The following is a 20,012-nucleotide window of genomic DNA, read 5'->3' on the forward strand; positions in this document are numbered from 1 at the left end:
CCATATAGCCTATGACAACACACCAAAAAATGTTTTAGTAAATTTGCGGAAATATCATGATATTTGAGAAGTTAGGCGAATATCATATGATAAAAAGAGTCCGCAATCGTAAGACAACCTGTGAGTTTCATCAGTACTAGTTATTACATTTGAATAAAACAGCACATTTGTCACGAATTGGTGTTTCATCAATATTATATTAATGTGCAGTGAAAAGGGTGAATCGTCATGTATCAATATAGGCTCTATAATTTTGAAGAAATTGAAAAATTAAATCGTGATCTCGAGGTATATAAAAAAGCAATAGAAACATGGAATGAAAGTGAATCCGTTTTATATATGGAAGCCCAGGAAGACTTAGAAGCAACGAAAAAAGAATTAGCTAAGTATAAAGGAGATATGAAGGTTATGGAAGAAACCTATCAAAAGCAAATACAGGGATATGAACAGAAGGAACAGAAAATAGCTGCTCAAATCCATGCAATTAACCACTCCATCCAACAATTAAAAAAGGACGTTCACAGTATAAAAGATGATGTAAAAGAAATTCGTATTAATGAATTACTCGAAAAAGTAGATCAAATAATTGGCAATACAGATACAGAATTACATGAAGTGAAAAAGCAAATAAATGAACAAAAAAACACAATCACTCAAGTCAAAAATCAGCCACACCCCAATAAACAACAACGAACGAAAAGGCGGACTAGTGAATATCGACAATTGCATAACATGCTGAAAGCAGCAAAACCCAAAAGTCATGTAACTCCACCGCCTAGTAATAGCTCAATGACAAATCCCAAACCGCGCCGTCAACCTGCTAATACGAATATGATTACTATCCAAAATGGCAAAAAAACGTTCCATAATGCAAAATACGAGTTAAACAAAAATATCATTGTCAAAAAGAAAAAAGCGAATGTGGAACAAAAAAATACAAGAAAAGTAACCAAAGCTAAAGAAGGGGTTAAAGAAGAGATTAAGGAAAAAATCCAAGAAGAGACAGATAACAAGAGTATGCCAGAAAATGAAGTGAAAGAGAAAGATATCCAGCAAGTGAAGCAAGTACAGGAATCACAACCTCAAAAACCGACTGTCACTCCTGAACCAAAAGAACTAAATTCAGTTGTTACTCCAGAACCGAAAAAACAAGAGCTAACTGTTGAGCCAGAACCAAAAACAGCCATGGAAAAGCAGGAGCAGAAAACAACACAAGAGGAAAGTAGCTCTCCAAGCGGAATTAAAAAAACATGGTTATTAGCAAAATCGTTATGGAAAAAATAATCTCTTTACCAAATGACATATATGAGAAAATGATTGCAGAAGGTGAAAATAATTTGCCTGATGAAGCATGTGGACTATTAGCTGGCTACCATCATCAAGTAAGGTCATTTTGGCCATTGCAAAATCAATTAAAATCAAGCACCCGTTTTTTTGTTCCTAAAGAAATGGTAACAACAGCAGTCAAGAGTATTCAAAACAGGAAGGAACAGGTTTTAGCTATATTTCATACTCACCCTTCGACTAAACCTGTCCCTTCTCAATTTGATTTAATCCACCATCCAAATGAAGAGGTTGATATGGTGATTATTTCCTATAAATATCAAATACCACAAATAAAATGGTATCAGATAAAAAATAAAACCTACAAAGCATGTACAATCAATATAAATTAATACTTCATATTTGATATATCGAGTATTTATCATGGTGTTAAAATGTATCTACTAAAAAAACCTTGCTTTACTACCCATGATTTTATCTACGCCCTTCCACATTTTCGTTACTGCTAAACTTTATAAAGTTATGCCACTGTGTTCTGTCCAATACTCTTCTTTGTTTTAAAGAAAGCAATTGATAACATACTTAATATCATAATATAAAACGGATACAAAATAAGACCACCCATTACAATGAATCCCGTTCCCGGAGGTGGGACATCACCTTGATTGGTAATGGGAAAGAGACGAGTGCATATGTACACAAATAATACGCAATATGGAAACCAAAGTAGAGCAGACCATATAGCTGCAAAACGCCCACGCAACCAATATTTACTTACTATAACAATAATGACACTGAACAGAAGTACAAAAGAGACACTTATAATCATTAAAATATTCATTGTATCCCCATTCATGAGGCGATCAATTCGATAAACATTTAACATAAGCTCTATAGGCACAACGAACATTAACCCATATAGCAAACTGAATATACAACTTTAAGAAAAAACGCATGATGCCTCACACCTGTTTAATAGATTTTGTCATTTCGTGACAAGGTTAAGTGATGTTCAATTGACGTTTAGTAAGTAATCTATAACTAGTCAATCATGATCCTTTAATATTTGCTTGATTAATTTTAACTAACTCTCTCAGTACACGGTGGATATTTTGAAGACTAATCAAAATAAACCCTAACATAATGAAAGTAATTATTTCACCAGTAATGATTGATACTATCCCTAGGACCAAAGCATATAGTCCATATAACCAATTACTCATTTGTATCCCCCTTCCTATAAAACTTTGCATTTTTTCTGTTTTTTAGATGATAGGCTCCTCTTGATTCGACAATTCAACTAATATGGGGTACATAGTGACCATCACAGTTATTGTGATCGCTAGTAAAAGCACGGATACCATAATGGATACACCAAATACTGTCGGTAGTAAAATCAGCACCTGGTGGAAGAAAATTTAGCATACTTGTTTTTCTTCTGGCCTTTTTCGACAAGAATTGTTTTGTGCCGCAATATAGACAAGGCATCGCCGGATCAAGTGTGAATGATTTATTTAATGTTTGCTTGTAGGACCATTCATAATGGCAATGCTGACAAGTTGGCATTATATCTCCCCCCCATTCTACTAGTCAATAACTGTAATGATGTATATTTTTTGTTATAAGGCTGTTTTTCATCATTAGCTCCTATTAAAGTTTTAATTTTAACCCCTCATGTGTTGCTTGAAAGCCAAGTTTTTCATAAAATCGCAAAGCATCTGTTCTGGTTTTATCTGTTGTCAGTTGAACTAAGTGACAATTTCGGGTTTTTGCACGCTCAATCGCCCATGTTATCATTTTAGATCCAATGCCTTTACCTCTTACAGACTCATCCGTCCTTACTCCTTCAATCGTTGCTCGCCATCCCCCCTGATGCGTTATGTAAGGAGTAAATGTAATTTGTAATACACCAATAATATGACCTTCCAAAACAGCTACAATTAACTCGTTATTTGTATCTGATTGTATCGCTTCAAACGCTTTTATATATTGCTTCGGTAGAGGATGTGTATAATTTTCACGTGTTTTACCTAACCTGTCATTCGCTAACATTTTTACAATTTCACCTACATCATTTTCTTCTGCTTCTCTAAACATCAGTCCATTTTTCAATACAAACCCAACTCCTTTTATTCAGTTATCTTTATTTCAGGCTAAGATGTCTACTTTTTTTGTAGGACTGTTATGCGATCTCTGCTTTACAATGTACTATCTAGATTAAGTATAGGTTACTTTTTCACGAAATAGAATTTAGTTCTTTTTTTAATAACAAAATATCTTCATCCGTTAACCACGCTTTATGGATTTGCTCCTCTTTACCACTTTTCAATATCAATAAAATCATATCTTTCATTTCGACAACGCGGTTTATGTTAGTAAGTTCAATCTGCTTTTTTTGTAAATTTGGCTTGTACATGAACATTGAGTTATCTTCCAATCTTACATAGACTTTTTCTGGTAAATTATAATAATAGATCACTCTGAAGATGCCAAATACAACAAGTAACACCTGTAATATAATGGCGACAACTAACTTGATCGAATCACTATTAAGTAAGTTGAAAAATGTAATAATGCCTGTGATAACAATAGCTAGCACATAATAACCAATTGAAGATGTATTTTTTCCATTTAATATCGGGACGAAATGTAAATTGCAAGGGACCACTCCTAAGCTGAAGTACTTGACTCCAATAGATATCACTGGTTAGTATAGTCTTTTCTCCATTATTATACAATTCCTCTATATTTTCAATAATACCGAATTAGATTATAATGGAAGTTACTGATTGAAATTTACATACTTATGAGGTGCGGCAGAATGAAGCAGATTTATACGAATGTGATCCAATTCCGCGGTTCGCATTATGATTTCGGTTATATGCAAGGACAACATCTAAAAGACTCTTTTCTCGTTCAAAATCGAAACAGACAATGGAAGGTTCGTATACCTCGTTTTCAAATTGATGTGGAAGAAACAAAAGCAATATTTAAGCAATTAGGCTCTTCAGTTTGGGGCGAAATGGAAGGATTAAGAGATGCACTAGAATGGCCAATGGAACGTGTTTTGTTAGAGTTTGGCGGCTATCGGTTGAAAGTACAGCGATCAGGCTGTTCTATTTTTGTCGGAAAGGATTATATGATCCGTAATTATGATTACCACCCGAAAACCTATGATGGACGTTACGTTGTATATCAACCAACAGATCATGGTTATGCAACGATCGGTGTCAGTCAACGTGTTTCAGGAAGATGTGACGGAATGAATGAAAAGGGGCTGGCTTTAGGATATACGTTTATTAACCGAAAACGACCTGGAGACGGATTTGTTTGTCATATGGTTGGTAGACTCGCTCTCGAGCTTTGCGCAAATATTTCTGAAGCAGTCCAATTATTAAGGGAACTACCTCATCGCGGTTCGTTTAGCTATGTATTGTTTGATGCAAAAAGCGATGGTGCAGCAGTCATTGTTGAAACATCACCTAGGGGTGTAGAAGTACGTGAAGGAAATACCTGTACCAATCATTTTGAGATGATGAAAAAAGAAAACCGCCATTTCTTAGATGATTCCAATAAAAGATTAAATGCAATGAATAACAAACAGAATCATGATTTATCCGGATTAGAAGCTTTCCGAATGTTGAACGATTCTAATCAAGATCTGTTTTCGAATCAATATCGCAATTGGGCTGGAACGATTCACACATCAGCATACTTTCCAAAGTCATTAGCTTCATGGCTTGCATTAGGCGGTGACCAGAAGCCAACTGAATTTGATTTTGCCGAGTGGTTAGCTGGAACCGGCTTTTCCACTGAGCAAATCGAAGGAGAAGTCGATACAGATATTCCATTTCTACATATGGAAAAGGCGGATTGGTTTAAGAACTAGAATGAATCAAACCAGTTATCCCTTATCCCGAATAACTGGTTTGATAGTTATAAATACTTATCCTTTTTCTATTACTGCAAAATAGTTAGCCTCATTATCCCAAAGTTAACAGTAACTCCTTTACTTTTTAATTCTTCATATTAGATTAAGATTTTCAGAAAAGTACATTAAAGATCGTGTATCTATCACTTAATACCCTAACTGTCTTTAGTAATCTACTTTTCAGTCATAAGTAGTTTGCAAGGTAGATGATTTGAATCATTATAACCCATTATTGCCCTAGAAAATAATAGCCAACAGCCATAAAAATAAAAAAGCTTAAACTCATTATTCCATTCAATATAATAAGGAACCAATTCTTTGTAAGAACCGCAAAAATAACACCTAATGGACCAATAATATAAGTTAACGTCCAGAAAGGACTGCTTATTTCAAAAAAGATGTTTGGAGTCCATAATATTAATCAAATAATAAAACAGCTCCACGATAAATATATGTAGTTTTTCGATTTTGACATATCCCAACACCTTCTCCGTTAGTGTAATAATTTTTGATAGAAGAATTATTACATATGCACTTTTTTATGTTTTTTCTCTAACACGAATTTAGCGACAAGTTCACTTGTAAAAAACACTGCCAATCCTGATAGCAGTAAATTAATTGATTTAATATCGATAGCTTTATCAAATAGATCAAGAAGAAGGCTATCCACTAAAAGGAATACCGACCAATAGACAAATGTACAATAATAAGCAATATTAACACTTGTATTGTCTTTACTTTTACTAGGTTTAAAAAACATGACTTTTGCTCCTTAGTTACTCTTTTCTATAAAATGGAAATGGATATACGCTAATTGTAAGCTATAGAAAACTATTCTTCAACAGGACACCTACATTACTTCATACAACAAAATATGCTTATACATTTGGCTTTCCATTTCCATTTGTAACCATTTACAGCGAAACTAGTTCTGACTTCATTATACAGCATCTATCTGTAAACAATTCTTATTCAGTTAACATAGCCTCTTTGATTGCAAATATTATTTTAATCTATCTTGTCGTAACATGTATTAGGAAAATTTTAAAAAAACCACAAATATCAACCACTATTTCTCATATGCATTCCTAACAAACAGAAAAACCAGTTATTCCTATGTAGAATAACTGGTTTTCATCTAAAGCTCTAACTCGCCCATTCGCAATAACTCCACTACAGCTTGCGAGCGCCCCTTAACACCCAACTTCTGCATTGCGTTTGAGATATGATTCCTCACCGTTTTTTGCGAAATAAATAATTCTTGGGCGATTTCCTTTGTTGTTTTGTCCTGTACTAGTAGCTCAAATACTTCTCTTTCCCTTTTCGTTAGTAATTGCTTCGGCTTGTAGTCATTATCTTTCAAATGTGAACCCCTCCTTGCTAACTTTAGGGCGTTGAAAATAAGAGGGTAATTACTTAGTCAATCTTATAATATGTCAACCACAGAGAAGTTGTGCTCTACAAACGTCTAAATTGGCGACAAGTTTTTATTATTAGTTATTTATGCTAATTTTCATTTAAATTTGCTTGAAAGGTACATGCTACATCTAGATCATCGTCTCCATATTTTCTCACACCTTCTAGTGGTACATAATAACTTATGATTGCTTGATGAACTTTGTTATCAACTGGCGTTCATTTATTATTAATACTACAGATGTTTACTGGAAATTTTATGGATTCACTTGCAACTTTGGGGACTTTACTGGCAACCTCGAGGCTTTTAGTGGCAACTTCAACTTCCAGAAGCAACAAAAAACCCTCTCCATCACTGGAGAAGGGTTTTCAATTCGATATTAATATGCGTTGTCGCTTCCGAAGAAGTTTTTGAATGATTGAATGTTAGTATCGCGGTTTAGTGCTGCGATGGAAGTTGTTAAAGGAATACCTTTTGGACAAACTTGTACGCAGTTTTGTGAGTTACCACATCCGGAGATGCCACCATCGTCCATTAATGCTTCTAAACGTTCGCTCTTGTTCATTTCACCAGTAGGATGAGAATTGAACAGGCGCACTTGTGATAGTGGTGCAGGTCCGATGAAATCAGACTTGCTGTTTACGTTTGGACATGCTTCTAGGCAAACACCACATGTCATACATTTGGATAATTCGTATGCCCATTGACGTTTTTTCTCCGGCATTCTAGGTCCTGGACCAAGATCATGGGTACCGTCGATTGGAACCCATGCTTTAACCTTTTTCAGAGAGTCAAACATACGACTGCGGTCTACAACCAAGTCACGAACAACCGGGAATGTCGACATTGGTGCGACACGGATTGGTTGTTCCAATTTATCTACAAGTGTAGAACAAGCTTGACGTGGTTCCCCATTAATTACCATCGAACAAGCCCCGCAAACTTCTTCTAAACAGTTAGACTCCCATTGAACTGGTGCTACAGATCCTCCATTTGCATTAACTGGATTTTTCTGTGTTTCCATTAATGCGGAGATTATATTCATATTCTTACGGTAAGTTACCTTGAAAGTCTCCTCATAGGGAGGAGAATCAGGGCTATCTTGACGAGTTACTATAAGTGTTAATTTCTCCTCTGCCATTTCTCGCTACCCCCTTTTATTTTTTCTTACTGTAGTCACGTTTTCTAGGTTTAATAAGTGATACATCAACATCTTCATATTCGAATTTCGGTGCTTTTGTAGCTTCGTCGAAGGATGCTTTTGTTGTTTTAAGCCATTCTTCATCATTACGATCAGGGAATTCCGGTTTGTAATGTGCGCCACGGCTTTCATTACGGTTATAAGCTCCTTGTGTAATAACGCGTGCTAAATGAAGCATGTTTTTCAACTGACGAGTAAACATAACACCAGAGTTATTCCAACGTGATGTATCGTCCATATTGATGTTATCCCAACGTTCTATTAGTTCCTGAATTTTTTCATCTGTTTTCAATAGTTTCTCGTTGTCTCGTACAACGGTTACGTTATCTGTCATCCATTCACCTAGCTCTTTATGGATTTGATACGCATTCTCGTCACCGCGCATATTTAATAACGCTTCGAATTTTTCTACTTCTTCTTTTAAATGGTTATCAAATAACGTGGAAGGTACGTCTTCAACTGTTTTTTCCAGACCATCCATGTATTTAATCGCATTAGGTCCGGCAACCATACCACCGTAGATGGATGATAGTAACGAGTTTGCACCTAGACGGTTTGCACCGTGTTGTGAATAATCACACTCACCAGCAGCAAAAATACCAGGAATATTTGACATTTGATCAAAATCAACCCACAGACCACCCATAGAGTAGTGTACTGCCGGGAAGATTTTCATTGGTACTTTACGAGGGTCTTCCCCAACAAACTTCTCGTAAATTTCAATGATACCACCAAGTTTAACATCTAATTCTTTTGGATCTTTGTGTGAAAGATCTAGGTATACCATGTTTTCACCATTGATACCTAATTTTTGATTGACACACACATCAAAAATTTCACGTGTAGCAATATCACGAGGTACAAGGTTACCGTATGCCGGGTATTTCTCTTCTAAGAAATACCATGGTTCTCCATCTTTATAAGTCCAAACCCGACCACCTTCTCCACGTGCAGATTCACTCATCAGACGAAGTTTATCATCCCCTGGAATTGCAGTTGGGTGGATTTGAATGAACTCACCATTGGCATAAATTCCACCTTGTAAGTAAAGAGCTGCAGCGGCAGAACCTGTATTAATAACAGAATTGGTAGATTTACCAAAGATAATACCAGGTCCACCAGACGCTAAAATAGTAGCGTCAGCTTTAAATGCTTTGAGTTCATGAGATTTGATGTTTTGACCGATAACCCCTCGTCCAACACCTTCATCATCAATGATGGCTGAAATGAATTCCCAGCCTTCGTATTTTGTTACTAATCCTTGTACTTCATAGCGACGAACCTGTTCGTCTAATGCATATAATAATTGTTGCCCTGTTGTCGCACCGGCATATGCTGTGCGGTGATGCTGTGTACCACCGAAACGACGGAAGTCAAGTAAACCTTCTGGCGTACGGTTAAACATAACTCCCATACGATCCAGCATATGTATAATCCCAGGTGCAGCTTCACACATTGCTTTTACTGGAGGTTGATTGGCTAAAAAGTCACCACCGTAAACTGTATCATCAAAGTGTTCCCAAGGAGAATCGCCTTCCCCTTTTGTATTTACTGCACCGTTAATTCCGCCTTGTGCACAAACAGAGTGAGACCTTTTTACAGGTACAATTGATAATAAATCAACGTGTACGCCTGCTTCTGCTGCTTTAATTGTGGCCATTAAACCTGCTAGACCACCACCAACAATAACAATATTGCGATCACTCATTTATACTCACTCCCTTTACTCCCTACTACTTATTAAACGAACGCGAACAATGCGCGAATACCGATATATGTTACGGCTAAGAAAACTAATAGTGTTGCATATGTAGCAATCTTTTGTGAGCGTGGTGTAACAGTAACACCCCAGCTTACTAAAAAGCTCCAAAGACCATTTGCGAAGTGGAATGTAGTTGAAACTACACCAATCACATAGAACCAAAACATTACTGGATTAGCTAAAATATTTTCCATTAATCCGTAATTCAATTCCTCAGTTCCCATTCCAATTTGAACACGTGTCTCCCATACGTGCCACACAATAAAAACAAGTGTAATGATACCTGTAATTCGTTGCAGATAGAACATCCAATTACGGAAGAAGCCGTAGCGACTTACATTATTTTTTGCAACAAATACGATATACACACCTAATACTGCGTGGAATATAATAGGAAGAAAAATAATGAAGATTTCAAGCATGAGCCGGAATGGTAAATCATGCATAAATTGTGCTGCTGTGTTAAAGCTTTCAGGACCATAAACTGCAAAATGGTTTACAACCAAGTGCTGAATTAAAAAGACCCCGATTGGCACAACTCCTAATAGCGAATGTAACCTGCGATAAAAAAATTCCCTATTTTCCACCTTTTGTGTACCCCCCTCTAGTTCAACTTAAATTCAACATACGACACTTTTTTCGCTTTTAAACATTTTAAAGCGCTTTACATCCCGTTGTACGGATTCTTTTTTCGTTTCATCCCTCTCACGAGACATCCCATCCAAAGATTTCGTATATTGTTACCACAACTATTGTACTTCTATCAGGAAAAAGCGTCAAGAAAACGAATTCTTTTTCTTCAAACATTTGTCGATTAATAATAGATAAATGGAGAAAGTTACTTTTGAACGATTGCAGAAAAGGTTAAAAAAGAGGATAATAGGTAGTAAAGAGTTAGGTTCTGATTGAGGTAAGAGAGGGGACAATCAAGTGACAAATAAAAAAACAAACATTGCTACAGTACTTGCCAACCTTCAAACAACTAGCAGTGGCTATGACTTAATTCGATATGTCGGATTACCAGATATGCTAGGACAGGAGTCCGATCTTATTTTATATGTCATGGGCAAAAATTTGGCCAGACAGGCGGAATGTGCATCAATAGTAGAAATACAGGAGTTTTTTCAACATGTCGGCTGGGGAGAGTTATTGTTAGCAAATGAAAAGCGGCGTGGTTTTATTTATGAGCTAGGCGGTAATTTGATTAAAGCTCGACTGCAAATGTTAAAAGAAATTGACTTTCAACTAGAAGCAGGATTTCTAGCTGAATCAATGTACCATATAACCAATAAAAACTGTGAATGTGTAGCAGAAATCAATAAAGATCACGTTATTTTACACGCTCTACATAATTAAAGCCCCTTATTCCTAATGTCGGCTAAATACGGCCACGACCTGTGGCCAACACCGACATTTTCGAAAAGGGGCATTATTCTTCTTCTTGGAGATGTTGTAATATATTTTCCGCAATTGGTCTCGGAATCCCTAGTTTTACAATGGAGTCGACCGATGCCTCTTCTATCTCCTTTACAGATTTAAAATGAGTAAGTAATAATTTCTTCCGCTGTGCACCTACTCCATCAATATCATCTAATTTGGAACGGAAGGCACTTTTTCCTCTGAGCTGTCGGTGAAAGGTAATGGCAAATCGGTGTACTTCATCCTGAATCCGTTGAATAAAATAAAATTCTTGTGAACGCCGATCTAACTCGACTACTTCTGGTGGATCTCCGTACAATAATTCGCTTGTCCGGTGTTTGTCATCTTTTGCTAAACCACAAAGTGGAATATCTAACCCTAATTCATTCTCTAGTACGTCAACAGCTGCCGACATCTGCCCTTTTGCCCCATCAACAAGAATTAAATCCGGTAATGGTGCTCCTTCTTTTAATACCCTGGTGTATCGTCTGCGTATCACCTCACGCATGGTCTCATAATCATCAGGACCATCTACCTGTTTAATTTTATATTTACGATAATCCTTTTTTGCTGGCTTACCGTCAACAAAAACGACCATCGCTGATACCGGGTCCGTTCCCTGAATATTAGAGTTATCAAAGGATTCAATACGATGTGGCGTCTCAATGTGAAGTTTTTCGCCCAGGCTTTCAACAGCGCGAATGGTACGTTCTTCATTTCGTTCAATCAAACTGAATTTTTCCTGTAAGGCAATTTCCGCATTTTTCTTTGCTAATTCTACTAATTCTTTTTTGCGTCCTCGCATTGGAATATGAACATCTACATCTAATAATTGCTTTAATAAATCCACATCTGTTGGAATCGGTACGAGAATATGTTTTGGTTTCGGATGGTGATGGTGCATGTAAAAACTTCCGATAAAACTTAGGAAAGTTTCCTCTGCTTCATCATAAAACGGAAATAACGAAATATCACGTTCGATTAATTTTCCTTGACGTATAAAGAATACCTGAACACACATCCAGCCCTTGTCATAGGTGAAGTTAAACACATCTCGATCGACCTGATCTTTCATGGTCATTTTTTGTTGTTCCATTACCGATTCAATATGCTGAATCAGATCACGAAATTCTTTGGCCCGCTCGAAATTTAAATCCTCAGAAGCTGTTAGCATTTTTTCTTTTAATTCTGTTTTTATTTTTCCGTGCCCACCGTTTAAAAAGCTTGTGATTTCCTGGGTTATTTTTCGGTATTCTTCCCTAGATGGCGGATTATCGGAGCATGCCAAGCATTGATCCATATGATAATAAAGACAATGCCGCCCTTTTGGATTATTGCATTTTCGTAAAGGGTATAACCGATCTAACAGCTTTTTTGTTTCCCTCGCTGCCAAAACATTAGGATAAGGACCGAAATACTTCCCCTTATCTTTTTTGACTTTTCTCGTAATAATTAAGCGTGGATGCCGTTCGTTGGTAATTTTTAAAAAGGGATAAGATTTATCATCTTTCAACAATACATTATATCTCGGGTCATATTTTTTGATTAAGTTCATTTCAAGAATCAATGCTTCGATCTCTGAACTTGTGACGATATATTCGAAATCTTTAATCTCACGGACGAGACGCTGTGTTTTTTGATCATTAGCTCCAATAAAATAAGAACGCACCCGATTACGAAGGATTTTCGACTTCCCAACATAGATAACTGTTCCATGCTTATCCTTCATTAAATAACAGCCAGGTTGCGCTGGTAACACTGCTAATTTCTCCTTAATATGGTCGTTCACCACTTCACCCCCCTAGATTGCATGATATCTTTTTCTCTCTATTCTTTATTTTTCGATCTAAACATTATTATAATACAAAAAAAGACTCTTTCCGTAAAGAATCCCTTATTATAGTATAAGATCACTATAATAAGGGATTATCACGTTCTATTATGCGTGTTTGTTGATTAACTCAACAAGTGCTTCTTTTGGTTGGTAACCAACAACTTGGTCAACTACTTCTCCGTCTTTGAAAAGTAGAAGTGTTGGAATACTCATCACACCGTATTTTCCAGCTGTTTCTTGGTTTTCATCAACATCAAGTTTTACAATTTTAACTGTGTCGCTCATTTCACCATCTATTTCTTCAAGGACTGGTGCAATCATTTTACATGGTCCACACCAAGTTGCCCAAAAATCAGCTATTACTAATCCCTCGCTAGTTTCATTACTAAAAGTGCTATCGTTAGCTGCTACAATTGCCATTAAGAATTCCTCCTTCATTATTCCGATTTCTTTACAAGTATAACATTGACAAAAAAATCATCCTAATACTTTGCTTATAGTTATTATGTTGATAGCAGAAAAATACTATACCGTCATCACATAATAGATTCCAACAGCTAAAAAGATGACGGCAATAACGATTAAAACATACGCTAAAGTTTTCACTATGCCACTCCTTTACTGGATGCTTGATCCGATAACATAGGATAGCCCAACAGAAATAACCAGAGATATAAAACCAACCGCCCGGTTATCATTGGCAATTTCCTGGTCAATTTTATAAGTTGGAGTTAAAAATTCAAATATAAAATACCCGAACAACAGTAACAGAAAGCCATATCCGCCCCATGCAATGCTTTCTAAGATGGTATCATTGTGTTGGATGGAGTATCGGATGATATTAGCAATTCCAAATATTTTTCCACCAGTAGCCATTGCAACACTAAAGTTGCCGCGTTTAATTTCTTCCCAATTCTTATAAGAAGTGACAAGTTCAAAAATAACAAGAAATAAAACTAGACATAATATGGCGACACTATATCGGGCTGCGGTTTCGATAAATACATTTCCCCAAAAGTCAGACATGACATCGCCTCCTTTTATTTTAATTCCAGAACAGTGACACCAAGACCGCCCTCACCCATATCCCCATCACGTGCGCTCGTAATTTTGGAATGTTTTCGGGCAAAATCTTTAACTCCTTTTCTTAGTGCACCGGTTCCTTTTCCATGGATGATTGATACTTTGTTATAACCTGCAAGTAGAGCGTCATCAACGTATTTCTCTAATTGTTGTACGGCGTCTTCAAAGCGTTCCCCACGCAAATCCAGCTCTGGTTTGACGTGATATTGTGAGCCTCTGACCGTTGCTAACGGTTTTTCCATTTTCTGTTCTTCTCTTCTAATAAATAAAAGATCTTTGCGTTTGGCTTTCATTTTCATGATCCCAATCTGCACCTGAAATTCATTTTTGCCTGTTTGTTCGATAATGGTTCCTTTTTGATCCAGTGTTAATAATCGTACCTCATCACCAGACTTTAACGTTTTCGCTTTGTCTTCACTAATGGTTGGTGTTTGTGTTTCCTGTTTCTTTGTCAAATCAGGTCTGGCTTCATTTAATAATTTTTTCGCTTCAATCCATTCATGTTCTTTTAATTCTGCCTCTGTTTGCATATTGCGTAGTTCTGATACGATTATTTCTGCTTCTTCACGAGCTTTAACAACTGCTTTTTCAGCTTTTTCTTCTGCTTTCTTGTATAAAGCTTCACGATCTTTTTCAAATTGCTGCCACTGCTTTACTAAGTCACGTTTTAACTGTTCGGCATCTTCTAAAATGTCATGTGCGTCCTCATAATCGGTTTCTGCCTTTCGACGCGAATCCTCGAGGGAAGCGATCATGTTTTCCACACTTTTCGAATCTGTACCGATATGACCTTTTGCTTCTTCAATAATGGATTCAAGTAAGCCTAGACGCTTGGAAATTTCAAATGCATTACTTCTTCCCGGCACACCGATTAACAATCGATATGTCGGCTTTAATGTTTGAATATCAAATTCAACGGATGCATTAGTCACACCGTCACGGTTGTACCCATATGCTTTCAATTCAGGATAATGAGTAGTTGCAATAACACGAGCTTGTTTACCAAGTACATAATCAAGAATGGACATTGCAAGGGCGGCACCTTCTTGCGGATCTGTACCTGCACCTAGCTCATCAAATAAAAGCAATGATCTTTCATCAAATGTATCGAGGATATCCACTATGTTTGTCATATGAGACGAAAAAGTACTTAAACTTTGTTCAATCGACTGTTCATCGCCTATATCAGCGAAAACATCGGAGAATACTGCCAACTCACAACCGTCCAGCGCGGGTACCTGTAAACCGGACTGTGCCATTAACGTACATAGACCTACCATTTTTAATGTAACTGTTTTACCACCAGTATTAGGACCTGTAATAACAATAGCAGTAAAGTCTTCTCCTAATTGAACATCATTTGCCACGACTTCTTCTGCTGGGATGAGAGGGTGTCGTGCCTGCTTCATCTTAATTACACCACGATCATTCATCGCTGGTCTGCTTGCTTTCATTTGATGACTTAATTTTGCTCTTGCAAAAATAAAATCTATCGCTGCTAGTGCTTCGACATTTTGCATTAAAAATCCTTCATCAGCTGCTATTCGTTGGGATAAATCCTTTAAAATCCGTTCAATTTCCTGCTTTTCTTCGACTCGAGCCGCTTGTAATTGGTTATTTAATTCCACAACCGATTGTGGTTCCATAAACAATGTTTGACCTGATGCTGATTGGTCATGGACAATGCCGCCAATAGCTGAGCGATATTCCTGTTTAACTGGCAATACATAACGATCATTACGAATGGTAATGATGACATCAGATAGCATTTTCGCTTTTGTTTTAGTGAAATTATCCAAGCGATCACGTACTTTATTTTCATTGGTACGGATTTTGGAACGCAATCCCCGTAATTTATCTGACGCTCCATCCATCATATGTCCATGATCATCAATACAGCTTTTGATTTCGCGCTCTAATTCATTCAATGGCACAATTTCATCCGCTAATCCCTGGATGATCGGTAATTCGATATCTTCCAATTTATCAATAAAAAGCTTTAGCTGTTTCCCGCCATAAATAGTACTTGCTATATCAAGACACTCATGTGTACTTAAAACGCCTCCGATGACAGCTCTTTTTACACTTGGTTTAATATCAGAAATCCCACCGAGCGGGACATTCCCTTTTAAGCGGATGACATGATAGGCTTCATCTGTTTCCTCTTGCCATTTCACAACTTGATCGAGATCCGTTGATGGTTTCAGCTTGCGTATTCTTTCGATCCCTAGAGAGGAAGCTGCTTTTTCGGCTAGTTGCTCAATAATTTTATAAAATTCTAAAACATGGAGTATTCGGGTATTCATAAACGGACCTCCTTTTCGTTTATTTTGCTAAAAATTGTATTAACTGCTCTTTCGTCCAGGTATTAACTACAGTTTGTTTTTTTAGTTTTCCTCGTCTTGCCGTCCCTACACCAGTAGTCATGTCTTCCAGCATGGCATAACTGTGGGCATCAGTATTAATGGCAATATTCACACCTTGTTGTTGTGCCATCTCTACCCACTTAGCAGCTAAATCCAGACGATTAGGATTGGCATTTAATTCTAAAATTGTATTTGTTTCTTTTGCTCTCTCAATCAACCATTCGACATCAACAGGATATCCGTCTCTCCGGCCCAGAAGCCTGCCTGTTGGATGAGCAATCATATCAACATGTGGGTTTTCGAGCGCATTAAGTAAGCGTTCATGAATTTTTTCTTGTGATTGCCCGAAACTGGAGTGAATCGATGCAATCACAAAATCAAGCTCTTGTAGAAAGTCATCATCAAAATCTAATCTACCATCAGGCAAAATATCCATTTCAATCCCTGCAAATATATGGATGTCTGGATGTTTCGTCTGTACATGCTTTATTTCTTTGCGCTGTAATCTTAAGCGTTCTTCATTTAAGCCATTAGCGACACGCAGATACTTGGAATGATCGGTAATCGCAATATATTCGTATCCCTTTTCTTTTGCTCGAACCACCATCTCTTCCAATGATTGTGCTCCATCACTCCAAGTGGTGTGCATATGCAAATCTCCACGCAAAGCATCTTCATCAACTAAATCAATCTCGGATTTGGCTAATTCTATCTCATCTTTTCCTTCACGAATCTCTGGTGGAATATAGTGAAGACCAAAACTTTTATAAAAAGCTGCTTCTGTATCAAATGTTTCTACTTCTCCTGTTTCTACATCCTCCACACCATATTCACTAATTTTTTTACCCTGCCCTTTGGCAAACTGTCGCATCAGGACGTTGTGATCTTTGGACCCGGTGAAATGATGTAATGTTGTCGGAAATTCTTTCTCTGTTACTAAACGGAAGTCAACACTAATATCATAACGTCCCTCTACAACTATGGACACTTTAGTATCTCCTGCTGCAATCGTGTCGATAAGATCTTCAAATTGTAATAGCTTTTCACGTACCACTTCTGGTTCGTCTGTTGCAATGATAAAATCCAGATCTTTCACTGTCTCACGAAAGCGGCGCATACTTCCAGCAATAGAAAATTGTTTAATCTCCTCAATCGTATAGAGAAAAGCTTCGATCTTCTCAACAATAACTACTACCATTGACACCGGTAACCGTTCCGGGCGAGCTCCAGCACTATTCAATGCTTCTAAGATTTTTTCCTCTGTCTTTTTACCAAAACCTTTTAACCCTTGAATCTTTCCTTCTTCACAGGCTTCTTTTAACGTTTTTTCATCTATAATATTTAGTTCTTGATACAATTTTGCTAATTTCTTACCCCCAAGTCCTTGAAGGTGTAACAAAGGTATTAGCCCTTGCGGTACTTCCTTTTCTAATTGCTTTAACGTATCTGACTCACCATTTTCAATAAACTCGGTAATTACCGCTGCTGTTCCTTTACCGACTCCCTGTAATTTCGTAAAATCGTCCATTTCAGTTAAGGAGCGATCATCTCGTTCCAGCGCTTGTGCTGCTTTACGATAAGCAGAGATTTTGAACGGATTTTCTCCTTTTAATTCAAGATACGTTGCTATTTTTTCTAATAATTTAATGACATCTTTTTTGTTAACAGACATCTTCTTTCCCTCACTTCTCAGTAATCTACATGTGAAATACCCTTGCTTACTCTAGTTGCAAGGGTATTTGGATTAACCATTATTGAATGGATCATTCTCAAACCAATACGTCGTTAATTTATCCGTTAATACGGGTGTATTTTCAATGATATATGTGGCAATACTTGAACCATCAATATAATCCTGAATAGTCGGGACAGGCGCGAGTGCTAATATATATAGCACAACAAAAATCAGTAAATATACTTCAATAAATCCTAAAATAGCACCAAGCCAACTATTGACAAAACTCAATAAGGGTAAATCCGCAACAAAATCAAGCATTGTTGCCACTATCTGTAATAATATTTTCGTTACAAAGAATAGTGCACCAAACGCAATCGCATTATAATAGGCTACTTCTAAGGGTAATGACTCTAAAAAGACAGCCCACGAAGAATCAGACATTAATTCAGGATATGGAATCCATAATTCTAGCTTTGAAGCAACATCATCATAATATGTAGCTGCTACAATAAAAGCAATTATAAAAGCAGTAAGATGAAGTACTTGAAGAATAAAACCTCTTCTGAGTCCGACAAGCACCCCGATAATTAATAAAACAATCAATATAAAGTTTACCATGACAAAATTATTCCTCTTTCTCCTCAAGTAATTTTTGCAATACCTCAAAATCTTCTTTCAGTTTCATATAATCATTCATTGTATTTACAGCTGTCAGAACAGCCAAGTTAGTGGAATCTAATGATTTATTCACAGCATGTATTTCACGCATTTTTTCATCTACTAAATTTGCTACAGCACGGATTTGCTCAGTTTTTTCATTTCCTACAATATTATATGATCTTCCATATATATCAACGGTAGTCCGTGATTTTTCTGGCTGGGACACCATGATTCCCCCTTCTAGACAAATAACCTTAAAATTAATATTAACATGAAGCATCCAATTAGAAAACTATTCTGATAAAACCTATCTCTGTTATACTTATAAGAAAGTGAGAAGCTCCTAGTTTTTTTACGGCTGATATCTAGACATCCACTATACATACACTTACGTTTAAGAAAGGACGAATGCTGTTGTCAAATATTGTTTTACATTTTTCTAAAAATGATTTATCCAAGGTTAAAGATTACTATGAAAAATATATTACCAAAGTTCCGCCAAATAGTCTTTTCTTAGCTAAAATCAATAATGTTACGGTTACTGCCTATAAATCCGGGAAAGTTATGTTTCAAGGCGATCATGCTCAACAAGAAGCAAAGAAATGGAATGCGCCAAAAACGGAGAATTCTTCAACTAACCGCTCTAAAGCTTCCGTTAATGAGCATGATTATCAACCACCTGAATCTCTTTTCACACATGCACATATTGGTACGGACGAAGCGGGAACTGGTGATTATTTCGGCCCAATCACCGTTAGTGCTGTTTATGTTCCAGAAGAAAAAATTGCGATGCTAAAAGCTATGGGCATAACCGATTCTAAAACATTAACAGACGAGAATATTGCCCGTCTTGCCAAAGAAATAGTCCGGGAAAACATTCCTTACACTTTGTTGACCTTAGATAATACGAAATATAATAAATTGCAGAAAAAAGGATGGAATCAAGGCAAAATGAAGGCCATGCTCCACCAGCATGCTATTCAAAAATTATTGACAAAAATCGACTGTATCCCTATCCATGGTATACTAATCGATCAATTTTGTCAGCCTCCCTCCTTCCTAAAACATATTGGCCAGGAAGGATTAAAATTAGAAAAAAACACCTTTTTTATGACTAAAGCCGAAAGTTATTCAACTTCTGTTGCTGCAGCCTCGATCATTGCACGTGCTAAATTTGTGAAAGAGATGGATCGAATGTCCAATCAATACGGGTTTCCGATTCCAAAAGGAGCTTCAAACAAGGTTGATGAAGCTGCTGCTTATTTTATCAAGAAAAATGGCATCGAAGCATTATCCCAAGTTGCGAAAATGCACTTTGCTAATACTGATAAAGCTTTAAGATATGTAAAAAGGTAAGTGTGCTTTTGGGCAGCTGAT

The 20,012-nt window shown here is 36.8% G+C and carries 22 protein-coding genes; 5 read left to right on the top strand and 17 right to left on the bottom strand.

Annotation, left to right across the window (positions count from 1 at the left end; translation table 11 throughout):
- Positions 1-228 precede the first annotated feature (228 nt).
- Positions 229-1,284, top strand: a complete 1,056-nt coding sequence (locus GI584_RS14775; protein ID WP_153791690.1) for an AAA family ATPase — start codon at positions 229-231, stop codon at positions 1,282-1,284.
- Positions 1,272-1,676: a M67 family metallopeptidase gene (locus GI584_RS14780; RefSeq protein ID WP_194842003.1), complete on the top strand. Its 405-nt coding sequence runs from the start codon at positions 1,272-1,274 to the stop codon at positions 1,674-1,676. The genes GI584_RS14775 and GI584_RS14780 overlap by 13 nt, the downstream gene beginning before the upstream one ends.
- 128 nt (positions 1,677-1,804) lie before the next feature.
- On the opposite strand, the gene GI584_RS14785 is transcribed toward GI584_RS14780, so the two are convergent.
- The 5 genes from GI584_RS14785 to GI584_RS14805 all read right to left on the bottom strand — a co-directional run bounded on the left by GI584_RS14785 (position 1,805) and on the right by GI584_RS14805 (position 3,883).
- The gene (locus GI584_RS14785; RefSeq protein WP_153791692.1) at positions 1,805-2,125 is read right to left on the bottom strand and encodes a hypothetical protein; all 321 of its coding nucleotides are present in this window, start codon (positions 2,123-2,125) and stop codon (positions 1,805-1,807) included.
- Positions 2,126-2,333: 208 nt separating this feature from the next.
- Complete coding sequence (locus GI584_RS14790; protein WP_194842004.1) at positions 2,334-2,507, bottom strand: hypothetical protein; 174 nt, start codon at positions 2,505-2,507, stop codon at positions 2,334-2,336.
- A gap of 73 nt (positions 2,508-2,580) precedes the next feature.
- Positions 2,581-2,850, bottom strand: a complete 270-nt coding sequence (locus tag GI584_RS14795) for a TIGR04104 family putative zinc finger protein (RefSeq protein ID WP_153791693.1) — start codon at positions 2,848-2,850, stop codon at positions 2,581-2,583.
- 84 nt (positions 2,851-2,934) lie between these two features.
- Positions 2,935-3,381: a GNAT family N-acetyltransferase gene (locus GI584_RS14800; protein WP_153792983.1), complete on the bottom strand. Its 447-nt coding sequence runs from the start codon at positions 3,379-3,381 to the stop codon at positions 2,935-2,937.
- A gap of 139 nt (positions 3,382-3,520) precedes the next feature.
- Positions 3,521-3,883, bottom strand: coding sequence for a hypothetical protein (locus tag GI584_RS14805; RefSeq protein WP_153791694.1), 363 nt, complete (start codon positions 3,881-3,883; stop codon positions 3,521-3,523).
- 222 nt (positions 3,884-4,105) lie between these two features.
- Here GI584_RS14805 and GI584_RS14810 point away from each other — a divergent pair, with 222 nt between their 5' ends.
- Entirely contained in the window at positions 4,106-5,173 is a 1,068-nt protein-coding gene (locus tag GI584_RS14810; protein ID WP_153791695.1) for a C45 family autoproteolytic acyltransferase/hydrolase, read from the top strand.
- 565 nt (positions 5,174-5,738) lie between these two features.
- On the opposite strand, the gene GI584_RS14815 is transcribed toward GI584_RS14810, so the two are convergent.
- The 5 genes from GI584_RS14815 to GI584_RS14835 form a co-directional block, all read right to left on the bottom strand.
- On the bottom strand, positions 5,739-5,975 hold the full coding sequence (locus tag GI584_RS14815; protein ID WP_153791696.1) for a hypothetical protein: 237 nt from the start codon (positions 5,973-5,975) through the stop codon (positions 5,739-5,741).
- Between the two features lie 378 nt (positions 5,976-6,353).
- Positions 6,354-6,578 carry a helix-turn-helix domain-containing protein gene (locus GI584_RS14820; protein ID WP_054859055.1) on the bottom strand — a complete coding sequence of 75 codons (225 nt, stop codon included), beginning with the start codon at positions 6,576-6,578 and terminating at the stop codon, positions 6,354-6,356.
- Positions 6,579-7,011: 433 nt separating this feature from the next.
- Positions 7,012-7,773: a succinate dehydrogenase iron-sulfur subunit gene (sdhB, locus tag GI584_RS14825; RefSeq protein WP_100359981.1), complete on the bottom strand. Its 762-nt coding sequence runs from the start codon at positions 7,771-7,773 to the stop codon at positions 7,012-7,014.
- Between the two features lie 16 nt (positions 7,774-7,789).
- On the bottom strand, positions 7,790-9,541 hold the full coding sequence (gene sdhA / locus GI584_RS14830; RefSeq protein ID WP_100359980.1) for a succinate dehydrogenase flavoprotein subunit: 1,752 nt from the start codon (positions 9,539-9,541) through the stop codon (positions 7,790-7,792).
- Positions 9,542-9,573: 32 nt separating this feature from the next.
- Entirely contained in the window at positions 9,574-10,182 is a 609-nt protein-coding gene (locus tag GI584_RS14835) for a succinate dehydrogenase cytochrome b558 subunit (RefSeq protein WP_100359979.1), read from the bottom strand.
- Positions 10,183-10,525: 343 nt separating this feature from the next.
- Here GI584_RS14835 and GI584_RS14840 point away from each other — a divergent pair, with 343 nt between their 5' ends.
- Positions 10,526-10,951: a DUF2507 domain-containing protein gene (locus GI584_RS14840; RefSeq protein ID WP_100359978.1), complete on the top strand. Its 426-nt coding sequence runs from the start codon at positions 10,526-10,528 to the stop codon at positions 10,949-10,951.
- Between the two features lie 73 nt (positions 10,952-11,024).
- Here the strand turns inward: GI584_RS14840 and uvrC are convergent, their stop codons facing one another.
- The 7 genes from uvrC to zapA all read right to left on the bottom strand — a co-directional run bounded on the left by uvrC (position 11,025) and on the right by zapA (position 18,861).
- The gene (uvrC, locus tag GI584_RS14845; RefSeq protein ID WP_153791697.1) at positions 11,025-12,803 is read right to left on the bottom strand and encodes an excinuclease ABC subunit UvrC; all 1,779 of its coding nucleotides are present in this window, start codon (positions 12,801-12,803) and stop codon (positions 11,025-11,027) included.
- Positions 12,804-12,953: 150 nt separating this feature from the next.
- Positions 12,954-13,268: a thioredoxin gene (gene trxA / locus GI584_RS14850; protein ID WP_100359976.1), complete on the bottom strand. Its 315-nt coding sequence runs from the start codon at positions 13,266-13,268 to the stop codon at positions 12,954-12,956.
- A 198-nt stretch (positions 13,269-13,466) separates the two neighbouring features.
- Positions 13,467-13,874 (bottom strand): DUF350 domain-containing protein, encoded by a 408-nt coding sequence (locus GI584_RS14855; protein ID WP_100359975.1) that lies wholly within the window; start codon positions 13,872-13,874, stop codon positions 13,467-13,469.
- 14 nt (positions 13,875-13,888) lie between these two features.
- Positions 13,889-16,237: an endonuclease MutS2 gene (locus GI584_RS14860; RefSeq protein WP_153791698.1), complete on the bottom strand. Its 2,349-nt coding sequence runs from the start codon at positions 16,235-16,237 to the stop codon at positions 13,889-13,891.
- Between the two features lie 19 nt (positions 16,238-16,256).
- Entirely contained in the window at positions 16,257-17,969 is a 1,713-nt protein-coding gene (gene polX / locus GI584_RS14865; RefSeq protein ID WP_153791699.1) for a DNA polymerase/3'-5' exonuclease PolX, read from the bottom strand.
- A gap of 72 nt (positions 17,970-18,041) precedes the next feature.
- Complete coding sequence (locus GI584_RS14870; RefSeq protein WP_153791700.1) at positions 18,042-18,593, bottom strand: CvpA family protein; 552 nt, start codon at positions 18,591-18,593, stop codon at positions 18,042-18,044.
- A gap of 7 nt (positions 18,594-18,600) precedes the next feature.
- The gene (zapA, locus tag GI584_RS14875; RefSeq protein WP_100359971.1) at positions 18,601-18,861 is read right to left on the bottom strand and encodes a cell division protein ZapA; all 261 of its coding nucleotides are present in this window, start codon (positions 18,859-18,861) and stop codon (positions 18,601-18,603) included.
- Between the two features lie 182 nt (positions 18,862-19,043).
- On the opposite strand from zapA, the gene rnhC reads away from it, so the two are divergent.
- Positions 19,044-19,991, top strand: a complete 948-nt coding sequence (rnhC, locus tag GI584_RS14880) for a ribonuclease HIII (RefSeq protein WP_325063403.1) — start codon at positions 19,044-19,046, stop codon at positions 19,989-19,991.
- Positions 19,992-20,012 lie beyond the last annotated feature (21 nt).

Source organism: Gracilibacillus salitolerans (assembly GCF_009650095.1).
Taxonomy (GTDB): Bacteria; Bacillota; Bacilli; order Bacillales; family Amphibacillaceae; genus Gracilibacillus; species Gracilibacillus salitolerans.